Source organism: Pseudomonas sp. IT-P258, assembly GCF_949767825.1.
Classification (GTDB): Bacteria; Pseudomonadota; Gammaproteobacteria; order Pseudomonadales; family Pseudomonadaceae; genus Aquipseudomonas; species Aquipseudomonas monachiensis.
In genome coordinates, this window is sequence record NZ_CATKPU010000076.1 from 185,042 (window position 1) to 207,228 (window position 22,187).

Here is a 22,187-nt window from a genome sequence, read left to right on the forward strand (position 1 = left end):
CCCTTTTTGCATTACACCCGCTCAGATCACAGCTTGGCCTGCAACAACGCCTCGAGCTTCTCCTGGTCCCGCGCAAACTGACGAATGCCTTCGGCCAGTTTCTCGGTCGCCATCGCATCTTCGTTGGACAGCCAGCGGAACTGCGATTCGTTGAGGCTCAGGCGCGCTTCACCGGCATGGCCCGGCACCAGTTTGCGCTCCAGCTTGCCGGTATCCGCGGCCAGCTTGTCGATCAGGTCCGGACTGATGGTCAGGCGGTCGCAGCCGGCCAGTTGCTCGATCTGACCCAGGTTGCGGAAGCTCGCGCCCATGACCACGGTCTTGTAGTCATTGGCCTTGTAGTAGTTGTAGATGCGGGTCACCGACTGCACGCCCGGATCATCGGCGCCGGTGTAGTCGTTGCCGTTGGCTTTCTTGTACCAGTCGTAGATACGGCCCACGAACGGCGAAATCAGGAACACCCCGGCGTCGGCGCAGGCGGCTGCCTGGGCAAAGGAGAACAGCAGGGTCAGGTTGGTCTGGATGCCTTCCTTTTCCAGGATCTCGGCAGCGCGGATGCCTTCCCAGGTGGAGGCGATCTTGATCAGCACGCGGTCGCGGCCGATGCCGGCCTTGTCGTACAGCTCGATCAGGCGATGCGCACGCTTGAGCATGGCATCGGTGTCGAACGACAGGCGCGCATCCACTTCGGTGGAAATGCGGCCCGGGATCACTTTCAGGATTTCTTGCCCCACGGCCACGCCAAAACGGTCGCTGGCCAGTCCCACATCGCCCTTGCAGTCATGGACGCAGGCGTTCAGCAGCTCGGCATACGCAGGAATGGCCGCGGCCTTGAGCAGCAGGGAAGGGTTGGTTGTGGCATCCACGGGTTTAACGCGAGCGATAGCTTCGAAGTCGCCGGTATCGGCAACCACGGTAGTCATTTGTTTGAGTTGTTCCAGCTTGGAAGTCATGGGCGTGCTCTGTCCTATGGGTCTGATGACATTACCCGAGCGCTGACAGCCACTCAAGGGCGTGTACGTGTATCGACGGCCCCTGCGGCAACAACCTGAAAACAGTTGTTTGAAAGGCGGGGCCCGGTATTGATCAATACGATGCCGAAACGCGGCACAGGTTCCAGGCAACTGACCGTCAGCACCCCGTGGACGTACCTCCTACTGCGGATTCAGCTGGGTAGAGGCAGCCATTTTTGCTGGTTTCGCTTGACCGTCGGAGGTCAGGAAACCGAAATTTCGCTCTCGGTCATTGCCGCCCGTTTCACTGTTTTTCCACTCGTAAATCGATGTCAGCGGGATGTCGAGCTTCTTGACGTCGGCGATGAAGGTGCTGATTTTGCTGGCCTGCGCTTCGATCCCGCCGTTGGAACTGAGCGAAGGAACGCCCCATTCACTGATGACCCCCGGTAGATGGAAGTTTTGCTGAATAAACGCCTGGGTTTTGCTGATCTGCGCGCCCGACATGCCGTAGGGGTGATAAGAGATCGCACTCAGGCACTGGGGGTATTCACTGACGATTTTTTTCAGCGCCAATGCTGACGTCGTGCCGGCACTCGGTGCCCGGGCGAAGCCAAAGCCGATCAGCGGCGTCGATTGTGGTTGTTCCTGCAGCGACTTGCACAGGGCGCTCATGAACGGAACAAAGGTCGTGTCGAGATTTCGGGTTGGCCAGTACTTCGCCAGGTCCGGTTCGTTCCATATTTCAATCGCGACGAGCTGTGCGCCGTATGACTGCTCCAGCCCTTTCACCGAACTGGCGAACGATTCGCCGGCAGCGACGAGTTCGCTGGTGTTGTCGGGCGCGGAGGTCAGCGCCTTGGTCGAGCGTACGGTCATCAGTACCGGCAGGTCGGCGGACTTGGCCGCGGCGAAGGCATCGCTGATCTGCTTTTGATACGCCGCGCCGCCCAGGCTGTTGGTCCACACGCCAAAGCGCACGAATCCGAAGCCAGCGGCCTTGATTTGCTCGGCGTCGGTGGGGGAGAAGGTCTGGATCTTCACCTGGACACCGATGGTTTTGTTGGCGGCAAGCAGGGGGAACAAGTCGCTGGCGTCAACCTGGCTGGCTGCACCCAGCATTAACAGGGTTGAGGCGGTGAGCCGTTTGAGACGTGCTGATTTCATGCCTGCACTCCTGGCGGGTAATGACATTTTCCAATGATTGGTTCGTTACTTTCATTTGGATGCTCGCGAGGGTGCCAAGTGCGCGAATGTTATTTTTTGTCAGGTAGTTAGTTCCGGAAAATCACAGTTATTTTTGGTCCGGTAATTCTGGTTGGGTGGCTTTTGGGGGCTGTGGTACTTAATGCACTTGTATTAACAGGGCGAATCTATTTCTCAGTGCCGCAAGGTCTTTTGGGTTCACTAAAGCCCACTCGAAATGTTGGCATATTGATATTACACGGGAAAGTAACCTTGTTCAGAAAGATCCTTGTCGTCTGCGTGGGCAATATCTGCCGAAGTCCGACAGCAGAAACTTTGCTGCGTAACGCGCTGGCCCCTTCAGCGATCTCGGTCACCTCGGCGGGCCTTGCCGCACGGGTTGGCGAGGCCATGGAACCGTCAGCCCTCCAGGTTCTGGAAGACCACGGGCACAACGCCCAAGGGTTTAAGGCGCGGCAAATTACACCGGACATCGTCAATGAATCAGACCTGATTCTGGTCATGGAAAAAGAGCATGTAAATCAAGTACTGAAGATTGCCTCTCATGCCAGGGGCAAAGTGTTTCTGCTCGGCAAGTGGCAGAGCGAGCGAGAAATACAGGATCCGTATCGTCAGGGAAAGGCCGCTTTTATTCATGCCCATGCATTGATTGAAGATGCTGTTAGCTCATGGGCGCAGCGCCTCGGACATTGATGAATATTCTTCAGATCAGTGAATGGTAAGAACAGACTTATGCAGTTACCGTCAGTAATCGGCACCCGTGACAACGATCAAGACAGCATTGATCTTCTCGGCATATTTGGCAGTTTGGTCGACCAGAAATGGTTGATCGGCGCGCTCACCGGTGCCTTCATGGCGACCGGCGTTGCCTATGCGGTTTTGGCGACTCCTGTGTACCTGGCGAACGCGCTGGTGCAGGTCGAGCCGAAGAAGAACGACATGCTCGGGTTCTCCGATCTCAACAGCATGCTCGGCGGGCAATCGCCGTCGGTGACCGAAATCGGCATCATCAAGTCCCGCGCGGTGATCGGCAAAACGGTCGATGATCTTCGCCTTGATATCGACGTCACCCCCAACACCTTCCCGGTCATTGGCGGCTTCCTCGCCCGACGTTATCGCGGCGAGACCGAGTTCAGTGTCGCGGCGCCGCGCTTGGGCCTGAACAGCTACGCCTGGGGCGGTGAGCGTCTGGAGATCAACCGGCTCAATCTGCCGAAAGAACTGCTGGGCAAGAAGCTCACGCTGGTCGCTGGCGAGCAGCATCGATTCCAGTTGTTCGATGAAAACGACAACTTGCTGGCCGAAGGCGTCGCAGGCGAAGCGTTCAAACAGGACGATGTAGAGGGGTTGATCGCTCAACTCTCGGCAAACCCTGGCACCCGTTTCGAAGTGGTGCGCAATCCACGGATCGTGACCATCCAGAGTTACCAGGATGCGCTGGATATTTCCGAGCAAGGCAAGGAGTCGGGGATCATCCGTTTGGCCCTGGCCAGCAGCGACGCGGCCGAGGCAGTGAAAATCCTCAATAAAATCGCTTCGTTGTATGTGCAGCAGAACGTGCAACGCACATCGGCGGAAGCGGCGCAGAGCCTGGAGTTCCTGCAAGGCCAACTGCCGCAGGTCAAACGCGACCTGGCCAAGGCCAGCGATGCACTCAATGGTTATCAAACCCGTGGCAAGACGGTCAACATTTCCCTCGAAACCCAATCGGTGCTGGAACAGGTCGTCAGTCTGGACACCCGTATCTCCGAACTGAAAATGCAACAGGCGGAGATGGATCGCAAGTTCACCAAACAGCATCCGGCGTACCGCGCGTTGATGACCCAGATCGGCGAATTGACCCAGCAGCAGAAGGCGCTGGAGGGCAAGGCCCAGGACCTGCCTGCCACGCAACAGGAACTGCTGAACCTGACCCGCGACGTGGAAGTGGCGTCGCAGATCTACACGCAACTGCTGAATAAATCCCAGGAGCTGGACATCGTCCGGGCGGGGGCCGTGGGCAACGTGCGATTGGTCGACCCCGCAGATGTCGACCTGACCAGCCCGGTCAAACCGAAAAAAGCCTTGATCGTGCTGATTGCAACCTTCCTCGGCGCCTTTTTCGGCGTTGCGCTGGTGTTGCTGCGCAAGTCCCTGAGCCGGGGCCTGGAAGGTCCGGAGGCCATCGAGCAACTCGGTTTGCCGGTGTACGCGTCGATTCCCTATAGCGCCTTGCAACAGGAAGAGGACAGCAAAAAAGGTCGCGCCCGGGACGGCGCGGACAAGCCGGCGTACCTGTTGGCCCTGCGTAACCCGACGGACCTGTCCATCGAGTCGATCCGCAGTCTGCGCACCTGTCTGCACTTTGCCGGGCTGGATTCGACCAACAACCGGATCATGATTTCCGGCCCGAGCCCGCAGGTCGGCAAAACCTTCGTTTCTTCCAACCTCGCGGCAGTCATGGCGCAGAGCGGACAGCGGGTGGTGCTGATCGATGCCGACATGCGCAAAGGCCATCTGCACAAGACGCTGAACACACCGATCACCAATGGCTTGTCGGACCTGTTGGTCAAGCGCTGCAGCATCGAGCAGGCGATCAATAAAGTCGAAGTCGACAACCTGCATTTCATCAGTCGCGGGCAGGTCCCGCCCAATCCTTCAGAACTGCTGATGCACGTCAATTTTCGTGAGCTGCTGGCGCAACTCAGTGAGCTGTATGACGTGGTGATCATCGACACGCCACCGCTGCTGGCGGTGACGGATGCGGCGATTGTCGGTCGTGACGCGGGGATCTGCCTGATTGTCACGCGCTTCGGGGTGAACCCGGCCAAAGAGATCGAACTGACGATTCGTCGATTCGCCCAGAACGGCATCGAGTTGAAGGGCGCGGTGTTCAACGGCGTCGAGAAGCGTGCGGCCAGTTACTACGGTAACGGTAGCTACGGCTATTACAACTACGAATACGCGTCCGACAAATCCTGAGTGTCAGCGATTGTCCTTTCATGTTTGAAGTGGGTGAGTTGTGAAAAAAATACTGCACGTGGCAGAGACGATCAAAGGTGGCGTCGCGACGGTGATCCGCACGATTTCGGCTTCGCCCGAAGGCGACGCGGCAAGCTATGAGCTGGTCTATCTGGTCCCGCAGGATCAGGAAAAGGAACTGCACGGGATTGCCGGGCAACAGATCCGCACCTTCGCCCGGACCGGACGCAATGTGCCGTCGTTGCTGCGCTTCGCCTGGCGACTGACCCAGGTGATGCTCAAGGAAAAACCCGATGTCGTGCATTTGCATAGCACCTTCTCCGGCGTCATCGGGCGTTGTGTGTGCGTGCTGTTGCGACCTTGGCGCAAGCCGAAGATCGTCTATTGCCCCCATGCCTTTTCGTTCCTGATGGAAAGTTCGCCGACCAAGCAGAAAGCCTACGCGTGGATCGAGCGGGTATTGCAGAAGGTCACCGACGTGATCATCTGCGTCAGCCAGTACGAGCTCGACAAGGCCGCGCGGTTCGGCATTGAGCGCAAGCGCATGAAGCTGATCTACAACGGCATTCATCACAAGGATGAAGCGCCGAAAGCCAGCAATCCCGAGCCGATTCATCTGCTCTTTGTCGGCCGCCTCGATTATCAGAAAGGCTTCGACGTGTTGCTCAAGGCTTTCGCCAAAGTCCAGCGCAGTGATCTGAAACTGACGGTGGTTGGCAGCGCCGTGAACGAGGATTCGGTCGAGTGTCCGCCGATGGAAGGGGTTGAATACCTGCCGTGGGTGACACCGAGCGAAGTCCAGGCGCTGTACCGCAAAGCCGATGCGCTGATCGTCCCGAGCCGCTGGGAAGGCTTTGCCATGGTGCCGCTCGAAGGCATGGCCATGGGCTTGCCGGTGATTGCCAGCAACTGTACGTCACTGCCCGAACTGGTCACCAACGAGGTGTCCGGCTACGTCTTTCCCAGCGGCGACCACCAGGCGCTGGCCGATGTACTGAAGAAAATCCAGAAGCCGCGGTTGCTCGACCTTGGCAGCGAAGGGCGCAGCATCGTCCGCGAGCGCTTCAGCGCCGCGTTGATGATCCGCCAGACCTATGACCTGTATCGCGCCCCCACTTTTTAAGTAGAACTCAAGCTTATGAACGTAACGATTTTGCATGGCTACAGTGCGTCCAACTCCGGTGACGGTCTGCTCGTGGATCTGGCCATTGCCCTGGTGCAGCGAAACTTTGGTGACGACACTTCGATCAGTGTCGTGGCCTCCGATCCAGAGTCCTTCAGCTACTTGCCGCACCCGCGTTTTGACGCGCCGGTGATGGCGGCCAAGGGGTTGGGGCGGGTCAAGCAGGCGGTGTTCCTCAACCAGTCCTACGAAGGTCTCGCTGACCTGTTGAAGAAAACCGATTTGATCGTCGGCGTCGGTGGCGGCTACATGCGTTCCAAAAGTGCCTTTGAGCACATCAAGTTGAAACTGGGCCACGCCAAGCAACTGGAAACGGCGATCCTCAGCAAAGTGCCGTCGGTGTACCTGCCGCAAAGCATCGGGCCGTTCCACGGCGAGAGCAGCAAGATCGTCGAGCACTACGCCAGCGCCGATGCGGTGTTCGTGCGTGACAACAGGTCGTCGGCGATTTTCGATGCCTGTGAAAATGTCTACCGCGCACCGGATCTGGCGGTCCAGTCATTGGCCAGCAAGATCCTCATGCAGCCCAAGTTCACCCGTTGCGCGTCATCGCCGGCAACGGTGTGCGTGGTGCTGCGCAAGCCGCCGGAGTGGAGCAAGGAAAAGAAGGTCGCCTACGTGGCCAACTTGAAGTTGCTGCTGCAACGCTTGAAGAACAAAAGCAAAGTGGTTTGCGCGGTCCAGAGCGCCGTTCGCGGCAACGATGACGGTGCGTTCTATCGCGAGTTGGGCATTACCGAAGACCTGCTGCCGTTGAAGGCCACGCTGGCCAAATATCAGCCGGACCTGGTGATTTCCGTGCGCCTGCACGGCGCCATCGAGTCGCTGCTGTCCGGCGTTCCGGCGTACCACATCAGCTATGAGCGCAAAGGCTTCGGCGCCTATCAGGACATGGGCGTGGAAGACTGGGTGATCAACGGCGGCGACATCAATGTCGATACCATCATCGACACGGTCTACGCGCCGAACGCACTGTCCGGTTTCGGCAAGCGCCTGACCGACACCTGCCGCGAGATCGAGGCAAAAACCGTGGCCATGGACGACATCATCAAAGGTATCGTTCGATGATATTTCGGCTACTGCTTCGCGGCGGGGCATTGGGCGCGAAGTTTTTGCTGGTGCTGGCGATCACCCATTTCCTCGGTTATGAGGCGCTGGGCTTTTACGGCGTGGTGGTCGCCGCCTCGTTGATTGCGTCGAAGTTCTACAGTGTCGGCTTCAGTTCGGAAATCAATCGGCTGATCAGCGTCGGTGGCAGTTCGCGACGGGTCGTCGACAAGGTCCTGCTGCTGTACCTGGCCGTGGGGCTGTTGTTGTCGGTGGTGACGGTGTTGGTGTATTCGCTGTTCCAGGCAGTCGAGGCAACGACCGTGCTGATCCTCTGCGTGACCCTGGTTCTGCTCACTGAACACCTGTCGTTCGAAATCAACTCCTTCGTGTTTTCCGCGCAGAAAGCCACGGCCGGTGCGCTGCTGTTTTTCATCAAGACCGGCCTCTGGGCGCTGTTGGCGGTGGGCGGGATGATGCTCGGCTGGGTGTCCGGGATCGCCAGTGTGCTGTGGCTGTGGGTTGTGGCCAACGTGCTGGTGATCGTCGCCGGTTACTTGATTGTGGTGAACGTGCACAAGGGCCGGGTGAGCGGGACGCTGGCCACGGCAACCGTGTGGAAGGCCGGGTTGCCGTTCTATCTCGGCACAGGCTTGATCGCGTTGAGTCAGTACGCCGAGCGCTTTCTGATTATCGACATCGAACCCTACGCCAGCCTCGGTAAATACGTGTACGCCTGGTCGGCGGCCAATACCTTGCAGGCGCTGTCCTATGCGGTGGTGGCGGTGGTCGGCATTCCGGTGCTCGCCAAGCGCTTTCAGGCTGATCAACAGCCGTTCACGGTCCGGCAATTGTTCGTCAACAAATGGGTCATGCGCTCGCTGGTGGTGTCCGCCGCGGTGGCGGTGCTGATTTATCTGTTCTTCAACGTTGTGCTCGATTACGTCGCCACGACAGTGCCGCGTCCGGACAACGCGATCCTCGGCGTGCTGATTTTTTCCTTCGCCCTGCGTGCCATTGGCGACATCGTCTGGGGTGGTTTGATTGCCTCGAAGAACAGTCGCGTGTCGCTGGCCAGCGCGGCGATTTGCCTGTTGGTTTCGGTGCCGGTCAGCTACCTGCTGATCAAGCACTATTCGATTTATGGCGCTGCCTGGGGCAACGTCTTTGCGATCATCGTGCAACTCGGCGTGATTGCCGTGTTGACCCGTGTGACTCGGCCGAAAGGGGCTCTGGCATGGGGTTGAAGCTGCCGTGCATCGAGTTTCGCGGCAAGAAACTCGATTCCTCTATTTCGTTCCTGATCCTGTTCACCGGGTTGTTTCTGTCGGTGGCCATGCCGCTGTTGATTCCCCGCGATCCTGGCCCGGATGCCATGACCTTGTGGTCGTCCTACGCGCGGGCCGACAACTGCAATTTCTGGAACCCGTTCTCGCCGGATCGCTCTTCCTATGAATGTTCGGCGTTTCTGCTGCGGCCCACGGGGATCAATCTGACCAATGCCTGGGCCTATGGCATGTTCTGCAATTTTTTCCTCACGGCGATCCCGGTGGTGGTCTTCCGGCGCATGCCGCTGGCGATCTTCGGCACGCTGTGTCTGTGGGGCATCGTTCGTTCGTTCTTCCTTGAGAACCTGACCAAGGAAATCATTGTGTCGGTGGCGGTGTTGAGCATTTTGCTCAGCTCCTTGACGCGCAAATATCGCGGCGGATTTTTCTTCTCGGCAGTGATCTACGGCGTGTTGATCCGCCCCTACTGGATTCTGTTTTCACTGTCCTGGGTCGGCGTCTGCGTGATGAAGAAGTATGTCTCGCGCTTCACTTTCTTCCTGATGCTGTTCCTGTTCTACCTGGCGGTCGCCATGGCGATCCAGGTGGCGCTTGGGTTTCCGGTGTCGTCGATTCGCGCCAGTAACAACGAACTGCGCACCGCGGGTGAGGAGGGGTCCAAGTCGTTGATCGTCTCGTGGCTCAACGGCAGCGACTTTGTCTCGCAGGCACTGGACTCGATGATCATCTTCTTCCGGCTGTCGTTCCCGGTGGAGCTGATTTTGCTGTCGGGGCCGGGCCAGGTGATCTTCGTGGCGTTGATGATCATGACCGCGTTGCTGCTGTTCAAAGTCATCACCTCGACCGATTACAAAGGTGCGCCGATCCAGACCAAACCCAAGGAACTGATCGCGATTCCGCTGGCATTTTTGCTGGTTCAAGGCCTGTTCGAACCGGACTTCGGCTCCTTCGCCCGGCACTTCTCGATGGTGGTGCCGGTGTTGTTCGTCGGCCTGGGATTGATGTTGCGGGCGAACAAGCCGGTGCAGGTTGAATCAAGAATTCTGAATTGAGGCAGGTGCTTTATGTCGAGCAAGAAAAAGTCCCTGGAGATCGAAACCCTGCGTGGCCTGGCGTGCCTGCTGCTGGTGCTCTATCACGTCATCGGCCCGTTGGGTGGCGGCTTGAAGATAGACCTGGGCTCGCCGTTCCGGGTGATCGCCGACTCGATGGTGTATGTGCGCATGCCGCTGTTCACCTTCATTTCCGGCTATATCTACTCCATCTACAAAATCCGCGGCAATGACTTTTCCGCGTTCTTCAGCGGCAAGGTGCGACGCTTGATCGTGCCGCTGTTTTGCGTGGGCGTACCGTTCTCGGTGTTGCAGGCGGTGGGGCCGGGTGTGAACAAGGACGTCGGTGTGATCGACGCGTTGTTGTCGTTCTGGGTGCCGGTCAACCACTTCTGGTTCCTGCAGGCGGTGTTCATCATTTTCATGTTCGTCGGCCTGCTGGAGTGGCGCGGTTTGCTGCGTTCGGCAACGCGCTTGTATCTGCTGTTTGCCTTTGCGGCGGTGTTGTTTGTGCTGCCGCCGTTCAAGCTCGATGCGTTTGGCATTAATGGCGCGATCTACCTGCTACCGTTTTTCGTGGCGGGGATGATTGGCCAGGAAAACGTCGATGCGTTGAAGCAACGGTTCAAGGTGATCGGGCCGTTGGTGTTTGTGTTGATCTCGCTGACACTGCTGTACGTGGCGGCGGTGGATCGCGAGTTGATCGTCGACCGCCGCAGCCTGATCGGTTTGACCGTGGGTTGTGTGTCCTGCATTGCGTTGCTGTCCAGTGACATGCGCTCGAAGTGGCTGACCTGGCTCGGCGGGTATTCCTACGCGATCTTCCTGTTCCATGTGTTGTTTGCCGCCACTTCCCGGTTTGTCCTGGGTCGTTTGGGCGTGAAGGACGAAAGCCTTCTGGTGCTCGGTGGCCTGGCGTGTGGCTTGCTGGGGCCGGTGGTTCTATCGATGGTTTTCAGTCGATTCAACGTCACCTCCATGCTGTTCCTGGGTGAGCGCGCGGCGGCTAAAAAACCGCCGGCAAACGCCACCCCGGTGCCCCAGACTTGAGGTTTGTCCGAGTGAAGGAAGCGATGCATGTTGGCAGTTGATGACGTCCAGCCTGTTGCGGCGTCAGTGGTCGAAGTCGGCGACGCTCGCGAACGGTTTGGCCAGTGGCGCGAAGGCAAGGGCGGGAAAGTCCTGTCCATCTCGGTGATCGGCGACAGCTACAGCGCCGGGCAGGATTTCTATCTGAACAAACTGGTGCAGCGGCTGGCCGGGGAGGCGGGTTTCGCCGGCCCCGGCTATGTCGGTTTCAACCACGGCGCGGCACTTGGCGGCACGCACTTCAAATACAGCCGCAGCAGCGAAAAATACTTCGGCGGTGACTGGCGGGTGTCCGCCCTTGGCCAGGCCAGCCCCGACAGTCGTACCCTTGCCGGAGGGCCTGGCGCCTGGCTGGAGATCGATGCCAGCCCGACACCGGCCATCAACACGGCTGTCACCCAAGCGAAATTGCTTTACCTCGGCAATGGCGAACCCAATGAGGTTCGCTACCGCTGGGCACCGTCGCAATCCTGGCAGCCCTTGACGCTCGCAGGCTCAGGGGTACAGGAAGTGCCACTGCCAGGCATGTCGGCAGCGAAAGACTGGTCGTTCCGGCTGGAAGTGGTGAAAGGCGCGCCAACGCTCTTCGGCCTGTGGATGAGCAACGACCAGGGCGGCGTGCGGGTATCCAAACTGGCGGCGTCCGGCGCGGCGTCCGCTGACTTCTACCACGGCGATGGCCGTTGGCAGGCGCAGTGGAAGACGGTGGTGTCGAAGATTCCCGCCGACCTCTACCTGATTATGCTGGGTGGTAACGACCAGGGTTTTGGCGTGAAGCCCGAGCAGTACCTGAAGAACGTTCAGGGTTTGGTGGGGATGGTCCGCGAGATTCAACCGGCGGCGAGCATCAACCTGATCCTGCGTCAGGACACGACGCGTTCCAGTGCCTACCCGATGTCGGCCTATGCGCAAGTCCTGGAACCCTGGGCACGCAAGGAACATCTTGGTTACGCCAATCTGCAGTGCGCATTCGGCCCTGACTTCAAGCGCTATGCCGCCACCATGATCGGCCCGGACAAGATTCATCCGGTTCCGGCCACGGGCGGGCGAGTGATTGCCGATTACTTCTATCGCTGGATTGTTGGCGGGCAGGACCGCTGCGATGCGGGCCTGATGTAGGAGCTGCCGCAGGCTGCGATCTTTTGACTTGATCTGAAAAACAAAATCAAAAGATCGCAGCCTGCGGCAGCTCCTACTGGGAGTTGCGGCAATTTTCGAATGTCTCCAGATGAGCAAGTAGCTCTGCGGTTTTTAGCGGCATCAGCTGCGTAGCGCACCGGGTCTCCACGTTGATGATGATGGCTGGGTCGTTGCAGCAAATGCGCACCCGGAATCGCCAGTCGCTGAAAATCGCTTTCAGCCCATCGCGGTCATCGATTTCCAGCGCCTGCCCGCGGTAAAGCCTTTTCAGGTGAGCGAGCAGGGGATAGGGGTCGCGCATTGGCCGGCGGATGTCTCCGGAAGAGGGAAACATACCGATCCGTTCCACCAGCAGAGTGGGGCCGAGCCAGGACTGGTTGGCGCTCGGCAACCGCTGATGTCGCGATAACGAGGACATCACCCCGAGGTTGCCCACCTCCATTTCAATGTATGCCGAGAGCTTTTTAATGTTCATGGTTGGCCTGCCTGAATGAAGAGTGGGCGTCGGGTGCTGGAGCCGTCTTAGCGGCCCTTGAGGTACAGGTTTTCGTAGCAGAAGTTGGTCGCCTGCAGGTAACCCTCGGCGTCGCCGCAATCGAAGCGCAAACCCTTGAACTTGTAGGCCAGCACGCAGCCGTTCTGCGCCTGTTTCATCAGCGCGTCGGTGATCTGGATCTCGCCGCCTTTACCCGGTTCGGTGTCGGCGATCAGGTCGAAGATATCTGGCGTCAGAATGTAGCGGCCGATGATCGCCAGGTTCGACGGGGCGTCCTGCGGGGCCGGTTTTTCCACCATGTTGTTGACCCGGTAGATCCCGTCGGAGATCGGCTCGCCGGCAATCACGCCGTACTTGTGGGTCTGGTCGCGGGGGACTTCCTGGATGGCCACGATCGAGCAGCGGAATTTCTTGTAGAGCTCGATCATTTGCGTGAGGACGCCATCACCTTCCAGGTTCAGGCACAGGTCATCGGCCAGTACCACGGCGAAGGGTTCGTCGCCGATCAACGGGCGGCCACTGAGAATGGCGTGGCCCAGGCCCTTCATTTCCACCTGGCGGGTGTAGGAGAAGGTACAGGTGTCGATGAGCTCGCGGGTTCCGGCCAGGAACTTCTCTTTCTCGGTGCCGCGAATCTGGTGCTCCAGCTCGTAGCTGATGTCGAAGTGGTCTTCCAGCGCGCGCTTGCCCCGCCCGGTGACGATCGCCATGTGTTGCAGGCCGGCGTCCCGTGCTTCTTCGACGGCGTACTCGATCAACGGCTTGTTGACGATCGGCAGCATTTCCTTGGGCATGGCCTTGGTCGCCGGCAAGAAACGAGTGCCATAGCCGGCAGCGGGGAACAAACATTTACGAATCATAAAAGTATCCTGGACAGTCATGGAACACAGCCAACGGGTGCGCGCAACAACGAGTGATTGCAAGTTTCAATGTTTATTGAAGGCTTACTTTAATACCTGAGTCTGGCCACTAGTGGCAAATAGCAATGTGCGGATAACACGACAATGTTATGAGATGTCGGGTTGATAGTTGTTGGTTATTTTTAGTCGGTATCTGTTGATAGTGGTGCGTGCGTCGGAATGCTAATAAGTATCTCGCAATACAGTTTGGCCTGAAAAAATATTTATTGCCAGTCGTTGAACTAATTTTGTTTTGGGTTGTTGTCGCTCTTATTTGTGTGGTTCAGCACACAGCTTTAACAAGAGGGGCTTGACACGCAACTTCGCACTTTTCCCACTATGGACCGCGCTATGAAAATTCTGGTAACGGGTGGAGCTGGATATATCGGTTCGCACACCACGCTCGCACTGCTTGAGGCAGGCTATGAAGTTGTTGTGCTGGATAATCTTTGCAACAGCAGCGACGCGGCATTGCACGCGGTGGAAGCCATTTGCGGCAAGAGTGCGCTGATGATTCAGGGTGATGTGTGCGATCGGGCCTTGCTGGACCGGATTTTCCAGCAGCATGCCATCGATGCCGTCCTGCACTTTGCCGGTCTCAAGGCCGTGGGCGAGAGCGTGCGCAAGCCCCTTGAGTATTACGAGACCAACGTCAGCGGCAGCATCACGCTGTGTCAGGCGATGGCGGCTGCCGGGGTGTTTCGCCTGGTGTTCAGTTCGTCGGCCACGGTATACGGCGAGCCGGAGCAGATGCCGATCCGCGAGGATTTCCCCACGGGCATCCCGACCAATCCCTACGGTCAATCCAAGCTGATCGTCGAGAATGTGCTGCGCGACCTGGCCTTGGCCGAGCCGCGCTGGAGCATCGCGCTGTTGCGTTACTTCAACCCGATCGGGGCGCATGACAGTGGCCATCTGGGCGAAGACCCGAGTGGCATTCCGAATAACCTGGTGCCCTACATCAGCCAGGTGGCGGTTGGCAGCCTGCGGGAGTTATCGATCTTCGGCAACGATTACCCCACGGTCGACGGTACCGGGGTGCGGGACTACATCCACGTCGTGGACCTGGCGGACGGCCATCTAAAGGCCTTGCAGTCCATCGCCGGGCGTACCGGCATTCATACCTGGAACCTCGGCACGGGCGATGGCTACAGCGTGTTGCAAGTGCTGCGGGCGTTCGAGCAGGCGTGCGGTCAACCGGTGCCCTATCGAATGATGCCGCGTCGCTCGGGTGATATCGCCGAGAGCTGGGCCGACCCTTCGAAGGCGGAGAAAGAGCTGGGCTGGAAGGCCACGCGCAACTTGCAGGACATGGTCACGGATACCTGGCGCTGGCAATCGAATCATCCCAAAGGCTATCTGGGATGATGGCGTTTTAGCCAAATGTTATTTCCGGTCAGGTTGTTAGATATCGTCGGGAAAATACACTGGTCATGCCTTTTGCAAGTCCGTAGATATAAACCTGCCGTTCGACTTTTATCAGTTGGGTAAGACTGTGAAAGAACAACGGATCTTGTCCGCATTTTTCGCGGACTTGAACTCTACCACCTCTAACGCACTACCCGATTTCGATCGGGTTGAATGTTAGAAAGGAGTTGATATGAAGAAAGTGATGGCAATTGCCCTGTTGACGATGTTGAGCAACTGGGCGTCCGCGGTAGAAGCGCCGCTTACAACTGCGACCAATGTATTGGGTAACGTGGCGGCGACTCAAGCCACTGCAGCCAGTACAGCAATGGTCGCCAGTGCTGTAGCGGCGTCCAACAGTGGTGGAAGTGCAAACGGCGGTACGACGGGTACGACAGGTACCACGGGTACAACCGGCACGCACAACTAACTGAAACATCTGTTGGTGCAGTACAAGGTCGCCCGATGCAAATCGGGTGACTTTGTTTTTAGATTCGCCCTTGAATAGCGTAGTGCCATTATGACTCGTAGTTTTTCTCTTTTAATGTTGGCAAGCATCGCTTTACAAGGTTGCATGTTTTCCCCCGGCCAATACCTGAGCACCAGTGATATCACGCGCCAGGGCGCCAGCGAGAGCAGCCGGGTCGAGCTCATTCCGATCACGCCCAAGCTCATCGCCATGAACAGGGCCACGCAAAAGCGTGAGTCCGTGCCGACGGAACTGTTGGCGGCCCCGGCCGAGTACCGCATCGGCAGTAACGATGTCCTGTACATCACGGTCTGGGATCACCCGGAGCTGACCGCACCCTCCGGCGCGCAACAGCAGATCGATGCCAACGGTCGCCTGGTGCGTGCCGATGGCACGCTCTACTACCCGTTTATCAAAGAAGTCCAGGCGGCCGGCAAAACCGTCCAGCAACTGCGATCGGACATCGAAGCCAGGCTGTCGGCCTTCATCGCCGAACCGCAAGTGGATGTCGCCGTGTTGCGCTTTTCCAGTCAGAAAGTCGTGGTGACGGGCGCCGTTTCGAAGGCTGGTCCACAAGCGATTTCCACCAATCCGCTGAGTGTGGTCGAGGCTCTCGGTTCCGCCGGTATCGATACGACGAGTGCCGACTTGTCCGGCCTGTTGCTGACGCGAAACGGGCGGGTCTACACGCTCAATCTCGACACGCTCAACCAGCCGGATTCCGAGTTGCAGAACGTTTACCTAAAGGGTGGCGATCAGTTGTATCTGCCGTACAACGACAAAAAGCGCATCTACGTCATGGGCGAGGTCAACCAGCCCCGAGCACTGAGCTTCAAGACCGCCACCATGAACCTGTCCGATGTGCTGGGCTCGGTCGGCGGATTGAGTCAGACCACCTCCAACGGTAACGCCGTGTACGTGATCAGAGGTGTTGAAAACCTCGATGTGGAGCCGGCGAAGGTCTACCAGTTGCAAGCCCAATCACCGACCGCCATGGCGCTGGCCACGCACTTTGAAGTACGTCCCCAGGACGTTGTCTACGTAGGTCCTGCCAACGTGACTCGCTGGAATCGCTTCGTCAGCCAATTGGTGCCGTCGGCAGCGATTGTCGGTACGGGCGCATCCGCGGCGAAAAACATGAGTGAAGTCAGCAGCAACAGCAATTAAGGCCGGGTCCGATCGTGAGAACGTTGAATGTTGGCGTCTGCTTGATAGCGGCCTTGATGTTGTGTGGCTGTAACCCGCTGATGGTCGCTTCGGTGACCAACCTCAAGTCGGCGGTGTCGGGGCCGGATGAGCTGGACGTGACGGCGGCCCAGGTGGCGGATGTGCGCTATCCCCAGCTCAAGCTGACCACGCCGTCCGGTTCCGGCGTGCTGGCGCTGGTGCGTGAGCGCGACGACCTGCAATTCTGGGTCGCGTCCGGCAAACAGGTTCTGCTCATGCGCGATGGCCTGGCGGTGCGCAGCATCGGCCTGGGCCTGGACGGCGATCTGGACGGGACGCGCCTGGCTGACGTCTCGCCCTTCAAGCAAGGCCTCCATCAAGTGCCCGATGGCTACACCAGCCAGCGCTGGATCGACCTCTATCAGGGCCAGGAAGTCGGGGTGACCTTGAACAGTCGCTTCTCCCGCAAATCCATGGAAACCCTGGAAATCCTCAACAAGGAATACGCCGTGCTACGTGTCGATGAGCAGATTGACGCGCCGGCCATCGGCCTGCGTGCGACCAATCGTTACTGGGTCGATCCCGTTGACGGTTTCATTGTGCAGAGTGAGCAGCAACTGACCTCGCAGTTGCGGGTCAAGATCGTGCAACTGACCCCAGACCGCAGGCATGCCCGGTGAAGCGGGTCAGGGCTCTATCGGCGTGCCTGCTGTTGATCACCGGCATCAGCCATGCAGCGGTCACCGTCACCGGTGACGTTGCCAACCCGGGGGCGGTCGAGCTGCCGGCGGGCGGGCGGTTGCTGGACGTGATCAGCGCGGCACAACCCAATGCCGAGAGTTACTGGTTGGCGGCCGTACTGCTGCGTCAGTCCCTGGTCGAGCAACAGACCCGCCTCAAGGCCGGGGTGCTGTTCGATCTGGACGTGTTGCAGCGCATGGCCATGCTTTTCGACAGGCCGAGCCGGGCTGCCCTGGCGGTGCGGTTGGCCGAGCAAGTCAGGCGCATGCCGGTCACCGGACGCCAGGTAGCTGTCCTGGACCCGGTCGCCGTGGAAGTCGGGTTTGCCCGCAACATTCGCCTGGACGACGGCGACCGCCTCATCTACCCGTTGCGGGTCGACGAAGTCGAGGTGCTCGGCGCTGTCGCCGAGTCGTGTCGGTTGCCCTATCAAGCGCTGCAAGAGGCCCGCGATTACCTGCGGGGTTGCACGCCGCTGGTCGATGCGGACGCCGATTACCTGTGGTTGATCCAGCCCAATGGCGTCACCCGGCGCGTCGGCATTGCCCACTGGAATCGCGAGAGCGGGCAGATACCGGCCGCCGGCAGCAAGATTCTGGTCCCGGTCAAAAACGATGACCTTGATCCGCCTATCCCTGAACTGAATCAGCAGTTGGCCGAATTTATTGCCACGCAGCTGGCTGAGGTGGTTCGTTGAATTTACGTTTTGCAGCCGTATTGTTATTGCCGTGTGGTCTGGCTCATGCAGAACCACGCATTACCCAGAATGATTTCGGTGGCGCGGGCTTGTTGCAAACGCCGACGGCGCGCATGGCGCCGGCCGGTGAGTTGAGCCTGAATGCCAACCGCACCGACCCCTACAGCCGTTACAGCGTTTCACTTCAGCCACTTGAGTGGCTGGAAGGCTCGTTTCGCTACACCGCGATCACTAACCGCCCTTACGGCCCCGAATCGTTGAGCGGCAACCAGAGCTATAAGGACAAGGCGGTCGACCTCAAGGCCCGCCTGTGGGAAGAAACCCATTGGGCGCCCGAAGTGGCCTTGGGCTTCCGGGACATCGGTGGTACAGGCCTGTTCTCCAGTGAATTCGTGGTGGCCAACAAGCGCTACGACAATTTTGATTTCAGCGCCGGCATTGCCTGGGGTTACCTGGGCAACCGCGGCGACTTCGAAAACCCGCTGGGCTACGTCAGTGATCGCTTCAAGACCCGACCCGACAGCGAGGGCACCGGTGATGTCAACGCCGGGGCCTATTTTCGCGGCAGCCCATCCTTTTTCGGCGGCGTGAGCTACCAGACACCCTGGGATCGGCTCAGTCTTAAACTCGAATACGAAGGCAACGATTACAAGCACGAGCCGAAGGACAACCAGATCAAGCAGGACTCGCCGATCAACCTCGGCGCGGTGTTCAAAGTAACTGACTCGATCGACCTCAGCGCAGCCTGGGAACGCGGTAATACGGCTATGTTCGGCGTCACCTTTCACACCAACTTCGCCAGCCGCAAGGCGCCGGCGAAGACGTTCGATCCGCCGGCTGAACCCTTGCCAGCGAAGGCGCCGAGCACCGGGATGGATCAGGTCAACTGGGCCGATGTGTCCCGGCGCCTGCAGCAAAATGCCGGGTACAAGGTCGAGCGTATCAGCCAGCGCGATTCCGAGTTGATCGTGTATGGCGAGCAGCAGCGTTACTTCCATTCGGCCAAGGCCGTCGGCCGCGCGAGCCGGATCCTGGACAACAGCGTCAACGACGATATCGACTGGTTCACCGTGGTGAACAAGCGCTACGACCTGGCGCTTGAAGAAACCAGCGTGCCTCGGCAAACCTTCCGCGAAGTGATCAACAACGAAGAGCCGTTGCAAGCCCTGCATCGCACCACCGAAATCAATCCGGCGATGCCGCACAACGAGAAAACCCTCTACACCGAAGCGATGCAGCCATTCGCTTATGGCGTCGGGCTGGGCTTCAAGCAGAATGTCGGCGGCCCCGATGGCTTGCTCTATCAGTTCAGCGCCGACGCGGACGCCGAGTACCGCTTCAACCGCAACACCTGGTGGAGTGGTTTGCTCAGTGCCAACCTGATCAACAACTTCGACAAGTTCACCTATGACGCACCCAGCGGCTTGCCCCGCGTGCGCACGGACTTGCGCCAGTACATGACCACGTCGGATGTCACCATGCCGTTGTTCCAGGTCAGCCATGCCGAGCAGTTGGACAAAGACCTGTATGGCATGGTGTACGGTGGCTACCTGGAGTCGATGTTTGCCGGCGTCGGGGGCGAGGTGCTGTTCCGTCCGACCGGCGAGCGCTGGTCGGTGGGCGCGGACCTGAACTACGTGCGCCAGCGCGAGTTCGACCAGGGTTTTGGCTTGCGTGATTACTCGGTGTTGACCGGCCACATCACCGGCTACACCGACTTGCCCTACGATACGCTGGCAGCCGTCAGCGTCGGGCGTTACCTGGCTGGCGACTGGGGCGGCACGCTGGATATCTCGCGAGAGTTTTCCAACGGCGTACGCTTTGGTGCCTGGGCAACCATCACCACCGCAACCGGTGCTGAATATGGCGAAGGTAGTTTCGACAAAGGCATCTACCTGTCCATTCCATTCGACGAACTGATGAGCATGTCGACCATGCGCCGTGCCAACCTCGTCTGGTCGCCACTGACCCGGGACGGCGGTGCACGGCTCAATCGCAGCTACCAGTTGCACTCCATGACTGATAGCCGCGACGACGACATGTTCTACCGCAACTTCGAGAAGATCACTGAGTAACCTGTAGGAGCGAGCAGGCTCGCGAAGGCGTCGGCACACTCAGCATGGATGTTGACTGACCCGCCGCCATCGCGGGCAAGCCACGCTCCCACAGTGGTCATTTGGCGAGCCGAAGACCCAGACAGCCCCCAATCCCCTGTGGGAGCGGGCTTGCTCGCGAAGGCGTCGGCACACTCAGCATGGATGTTGACTGACCCGCCGCCATCGCGGGCAAGCCACGCTCCCACAGTGGTCATTTGGCGAGCCGAAGACCCAGACAACCCCCAATCCCTTGTGGGAGCGGGCTTGCTCGCGAAGGCGTCAGCACATTCAGCATTGATGTTGACTGATGCCCCGCCATCGCGGGCAAGCCACGCTCCTACAGTGGTCATTTGGCGACCCGAAGACCCAGACAGCCCCCAATCCCCTGTGGGAGCGGGCTTGCTCGCGAAGGCGTCAGTACATCCAGCATTGATGTTGACTGACCCGACGCTTTCGCGGGCAAGCCACGCTCCCACAGTGGTCATTTGGCGAGCCGAAGACCCAGACAGCCCCCAATCCCCTGTGGGAGCGAGCTTGCTCGCGATGGTGTCAGTACATTCAGCATTGATGTTGACTGACCCGACGCTTTCGCGGGCAAGCCACGCTCCCACAGTGGTTATTTGGCGACCCGAAGACCCAGACAACCCCCAATCCCCTGTGGGAGCGAGCTTGCTCGCGATGGCGTCAGTACATCCAGCATTGATGTTGACTGATACCCCGCTATCGCGAGCAGGCTTGCTCCTACACTGGTCTTTTGGTGATCCATAAATCCGGGCAGTCCAAAATCACAGCCACAAAAAAGGGGACTTGCGTCCCCTTGCGGTGTTGCCTTGTGCAGCCCTAAACCTTCAGTAGATGTCCTTCGACAACAAGGTGAACGGCGTTTTCACCAGAATCTTCAGGTCCAGCCACAACGACCAGTTGTTGATGTACTTGAGGTCGATCTCGACACGCTTCTGCATCTTGTCGATGGTGTCGGTCTCGCCGCGACAACCGTTGATCTGCGCCAGGCCGGTGATGCCCGGTTTGATTCGATGGCGCGCCATGTAGGCGAGAATCTTCCCGGAGTAGTAGTTGTTGTGCGCGACGGCGTGAGGGCGCGGGCCGACCAGCGCCATTTGCCCTTGCAGCACGTTGAACAGTTGCGGCAATTCGTCCAGCGAAGTGCGACGGATGAAGCGTCCGACGGCGGTGATACGCGAGTCGTTGCGGCTGGCCTGTTTGACCTCATGGTCATCGTGCACACGCATGGAGCGGAACTTCCAGACCTGAATCACTTTGCCGTTCCAGCCATGGCGGTCCTGCTTGAAGAATACCGGGCCAGGGGAGTTGAGCTTCACGGCCAGGGCGATGACCAGCAACACCGGGCTCAGCAGGATAATGGCCAACAGGGCCACGCTTTTCTCCACCAGGCTTTTACTCAGCGCGGCGGTGGGCCGGCTGGTCAGCGGACTTTCGTTCAAGTAGATCGCCGGCAGGCCGTCCACGACTTTCACCGAGTGATTGAGCAGCGTCAGGCTGTTCAAGTCCGGCACCCAGACCACGTCAACGTTGGCATCCAGCAAATCGACGTACATGGCTTCGATTTTTGCCGCTTCCGACAGGGGCAGGGTGATGTACAAACGACGGATGTCATGGGTCTTGATCAGTTCCAGCAGGTCTTCCTGGGCGCCGACGATGCTGGGTGCGCCCGGCTCCAGTGAGGGAGGGGCGCCGTTGCTGACCAGGCCCACCAACGGCAGGTTTTCGAGGTCGCTCAGCTTGTTCGCCAATCCCAGCGCCAGTTCACCGGTGCCGACGATCAGGGTTTTATGCTCGCTTTTGCGTGACCGCTGGTAGAACTTCGAGAACGCATGCAGCGGCGCATACAGCAACGCCTGGCCGAGGAAACCGTACACCGCCCAACCCAGGATGACTTGTCGGGAAAACAGTTCATCGGCCTTGCAGATAAACGCGATGCACGCCAGCGCGGCCATCGTCATGGACCAGCCCATGAACAGGCGTCCCAGCCCTGACAGATAATTGTCTCTTTTGCGGTACACACCGCTGAACGTATAAGCCGGAACCGAGGCCAGTACGGCGAGCGTTGCGCACATCCGGTAATAGAACTCGACCGTTCCAGTGTGCCGCTCGGCAAGTATGAACAACAGGGAAACTACAAAGCCCTGTGCCAGCGCCCATTGCCCCCAAAAGGTAAGTCCCTTGAGGCCGGTGTTTCGATTGATACTAAGAGTAAGATCCATACAATATCCCCAAAAGACGTCCATTCAGGTTTCGACAGTTGAAATCCGAGTT

At 58.9% G+C, this 22,187-nt stretch carries 19 protein-coding genes; 14 read left to right on the top strand and 5 right to left on the bottom strand.

Translation table 11 applies throughout. From position 1 onward, the window contains the following. Positions 1-26 precede the first annotated feature (26 nt). On the bottom strand, positions 27-953 hold the full coding sequence (tal, locus tag ACM6G4_RS23385) for a transaldolase (protein ID WP_056722034.1): 927 nt from the start codon (positions 951-953) through the stop codon (positions 27-29). A gap of 201 nt (positions 954-1,154) precedes the next feature. Then, positions 1,155-2,120 (bottom strand): glycosyl hydrolase family 5, encoded by a 966-nt coding sequence (locus tag ACM6G4_RS23390; protein WP_414914705.1) that lies wholly within the window; start codon positions 2,118-2,120, stop codon positions 1,155-1,157. 291 nt (positions 2,121-2,411) lie between these two features. On the opposite strand from ACM6G4_RS23390, the gene ACM6G4_RS23395 reads away from it, so the two are divergent. Genes ACM6G4_RS23395 through ACM6G4_RS23430 form a run of 8 tightly spaced genes read left to right on the top strand, consistent with a single transcriptional unit; the run spans position 2,412 to position 11,899 of the window. After that, on the top strand, positions 2,412-2,852 hold the full coding sequence (locus ACM6G4_RS23395; protein WP_414914706.1) for a low molecular weight protein-tyrosine-phosphatase: 441 nt from the start codon (positions 2,412-2,414) through the stop codon (positions 2,850-2,852). A gap of 39 nt (positions 2,853-2,891) precedes the next feature. Next, complete coding sequence (locus ACM6G4_RS23400; RefSeq protein WP_414914707.1) at positions 2,892-5,120, top strand: polysaccharide biosynthesis tyrosine autokinase; 2,229 nt, start codon at positions 2,892-2,894, stop codon at positions 5,118-5,120. 40 nt (positions 5,121-5,160) lie between these two features. After that, positions 5,161-6,243, top strand: coding sequence for a glycosyltransferase (locus ACM6G4_RS23405; RefSeq protein WP_056722040.1), 1,083 nt, complete (start codon positions 5,161-5,163; stop codon positions 6,241-6,243). A 15-nt stretch (positions 6,244-6,258) separates the two neighbouring features. Continuing rightward, complete coding sequence (locus ACM6G4_RS23410) at positions 6,259-7,371, top strand: polysaccharide pyruvyl transferase family protein (RefSeq protein ID WP_414914708.1); 1,113 nt, start codon at positions 6,259-6,261, stop codon at positions 7,369-7,371. Continuing rightward, positions 7,368-8,597: a polysaccharide biosynthesis C-terminal domain-containing protein gene (locus ACM6G4_RS23415; protein ID WP_414914709.1), complete on the top strand. Its 1,230-nt coding sequence runs from the start codon at positions 7,368-7,370 to the stop codon at positions 8,595-8,597. The genes ACM6G4_RS23410 and ACM6G4_RS23415 overlap by 4 nt, the downstream gene beginning before the upstream one ends. Beyond that, positions 8,588-9,691, top strand: coding sequence for a hypothetical protein (locus ACM6G4_RS23420; RefSeq protein ID WP_414914710.1), 1,104 nt, complete (start codon positions 8,588-8,590; stop codon positions 9,689-9,691). The genes ACM6G4_RS23415 and ACM6G4_RS23420 overlap by 10 nt, the downstream gene beginning before the upstream one ends. A 12-nt stretch (positions 9,692-9,703) precedes the next feature. Beyond that, on the top strand, positions 9,704-10,741 hold the full coding sequence (locus ACM6G4_RS23425) for an acyltransferase family protein (RefSeq protein WP_414914711.1): 1,038 nt from the start codon (positions 9,704-9,706) through the stop codon (positions 10,739-10,741). Positions 10,742-10,768: 27 nt separating this feature from the next. After that, positions 10,769-11,899 (top strand): SGNH/GDSL hydrolase family protein, encoded by a 1,131-nt coding sequence (locus ACM6G4_RS23430; RefSeq protein ID WP_414914712.1) that lies wholly within the window; start codon positions 10,769-10,771, stop codon positions 11,897-11,899. Between the two features lie 73 nt (positions 11,900-11,972). Here the strand turns inward: ACM6G4_RS23430 and ACM6G4_RS23435 are convergent, their stop codons facing one another. Continuing rightward, on the bottom strand, positions 11,973-12,395 hold the full coding sequence (locus tag ACM6G4_RS23435) for a mannose-1-phosphate guanylyltransferase (protein ID WP_414914713.1): 423 nt from the start codon (positions 12,393-12,395) through the stop codon (positions 11,973-11,975). 47 nt (positions 12,396-12,442) lie between these two features. After that, a complete protein-coding gene (gene galU, locus ACM6G4_RS23440) occupies positions 12,443-13,276 on the bottom strand; it encodes a UTP--glucose-1-phosphate uridylyltransferase GalU (RefSeq protein ID WP_008053311.1) in 834 nt (277 codons plus the stop codon). Positions 13,277-13,666: 390 nt separating this feature from the next. Here galU and galE point away from each other — a divergent pair, with 390 nt between their 5' ends. The 6 genes from galE to ACM6G4_RS23470 all read left to right on the top strand — a co-directional run bounded on the left by galE (position 13,667) and on the right by ACM6G4_RS23470 (position 19,871). Continuing rightward, a complete protein-coding gene (gene galE / locus ACM6G4_RS23445) occupies positions 13,667-14,683 on the top strand; it encodes a UDP-glucose 4-epimerase GalE (RefSeq protein WP_056722052.1) in 1,017 nt (338 codons plus the stop codon). Between the two features lie 232 nt (positions 14,684-14,915). Next, the gene (locus ACM6G4_RS23450; protein WP_046038091.1) at positions 14,916-15,152 is read left to right on the top strand and encodes a hypothetical protein; all 237 of its coding nucleotides are present in this window, start codon (positions 14,916-14,918) and stop codon (positions 15,150-15,152) included. Positions 15,153-15,296: 144 nt separating this feature from the next. Next, complete coding sequence (locus tag ACM6G4_RS23455; protein ID WP_056722054.1) at positions 15,297-16,358, top strand: polysaccharide biosynthesis/export family protein; 1,062 nt, start codon at positions 15,297-15,299, stop codon at positions 16,356-16,358. Positions 16,359-16,372: 14 nt separating this feature from the next. After that, entirely contained in the window at positions 16,373-17,038 is a 666-nt protein-coding gene (locus tag ACM6G4_RS23460) for a YjbF family lipoprotein (RefSeq protein WP_082562893.1), read from the top strand. Further along, positions 17,035-17,796, top strand: a complete 762-nt coding sequence (locus ACM6G4_RS23465; RefSeq protein WP_414914714.1) for a capsule biosynthesis GfcC family protein — start codon at positions 17,035-17,037, stop codon at positions 17,794-17,796. The genes ACM6G4_RS23460 and ACM6G4_RS23465 overlap by 4 nt, the downstream gene beginning before the upstream one ends. Beyond that, complete coding sequence (locus ACM6G4_RS23470; RefSeq protein ID WP_056722059.1) at positions 17,793-19,871, top strand: YjbH domain-containing protein; 2,079 nt, start codon at positions 17,793-17,795, stop codon at positions 19,869-19,871. Before ACM6G4_RS23465 ends, ACM6G4_RS23470 begins: the two co-directional genes overlap by 4 nt. Before the next feature lie 869 nt (positions 19,872-20,740). On the opposite strand, the gene ACM6G4_RS23475 is transcribed toward ACM6G4_RS23470, so the two are convergent. Beyond that, entirely contained in the window at positions 20,741-22,135 is a 1,395-nt protein-coding gene (locus ACM6G4_RS23475; RefSeq protein ID WP_056722061.1) for an undecaprenyl-phosphate glucose phosphotransferase, read from the bottom strand. Positions 22,136-22,187: the final 52 nt, after the last annotated feature.

Excerpts from the sequence above, each read along its gene's own strand:
- ACM6G4_RS23390 (WP_414914705.1), bottom strand. The coding sequence starts at position 2,120 with ATGAAATCAGCACGTCTCAAACGGCTCACCGCCTCAACCCTGTTAATG.
- ACM6G4_RS23400 (WP_414914707.1), top strand. The coding sequence starts at position 2,892 with ATGCAGTTACCGTCAGTAATCGGCACCCGTGACAACGATCAAGACAGC.
- ACM6G4_RS23425 (WP_414914711.1), top strand. The coding sequence starts at position 9,704 with ATGTCGAGCAAGAAAAAGTCCCTGGAGATCGAAACCCTGCGTGGCCTG.
- ACM6G4_RS23455 (WP_056722054.1), top strand. The coding sequence starts at position 15,297 with ATGTTTTCCCCCGGCCAATACCTGAGCACCAGTGATATCACGCGCCAG.
- ACM6G4_RS23410 (WP_414914708.1), top strand. The coding sequence starts at position 6,259 with ATGAACGTAACGATTTTGCATGGCTACAGTGCGTCCAACTCCGGTGAC.
- galE (WP_056722052.1), top strand. The coding sequence starts at position 13,667 with ATGAAAATTCTGGTAACGGGTGGAGCTGGATATATCGGTTCGCACACC.
- tal (WP_056722034.1), bottom strand. The coding sequence starts at position 953 with ATGACTTCCAAGCTGGAACAACTCAAACAAATGACTACCGTGGTTGCC.
- galU (WP_008053311.1), bottom strand. The coding sequence starts at position 13,276 with ATGATTCGTAAATGTTTGTTCCCCGCTGCCGGCTATGGCACTCGTTTC.
- ACM6G4_RS23415 (WP_414914709.1), top strand. The coding sequence starts at position 7,368 with ATGATATTTCGGCTACTGCTTCGCGGCGGGGCATTGGGCGCGAAGTTT.
- ACM6G4_RS23420 (WP_414914710.1), top strand. The coding sequence starts at position 8,588 with ATGGGGTTGAAGCTGCCGTGCATCGAGTTTCGCGGCAAGAAACTCGAT.
- ACM6G4_RS23475 (WP_056722061.1), bottom strand. The coding sequence starts at position 22,135 with ATGGATCTTACTCTTAGTATCAATCGAAACACCGGCCTCAAGGGACTT.
- ACM6G4_RS23430 (WP_414914712.1), top strand. The coding sequence starts at position 10,769 with ATGTTGGCAGTTGATGACGTCCAGCCTGTTGCGGCGTCAGTGGTCGAA.
- ACM6G4_RS23450 (WP_046038091.1), top strand. The coding sequence starts at position 14,916 with ATGAAGAAAGTGATGGCAATTGCCCTGTTGACGATGTTGAGCAACTGG.
- ACM6G4_RS23435 (WP_414914713.1), bottom strand. The coding sequence starts at position 12,395 with ATGAACATTAAAAAGCTCTCGGCATACATTGAAATGGAGGTGGGCAAC.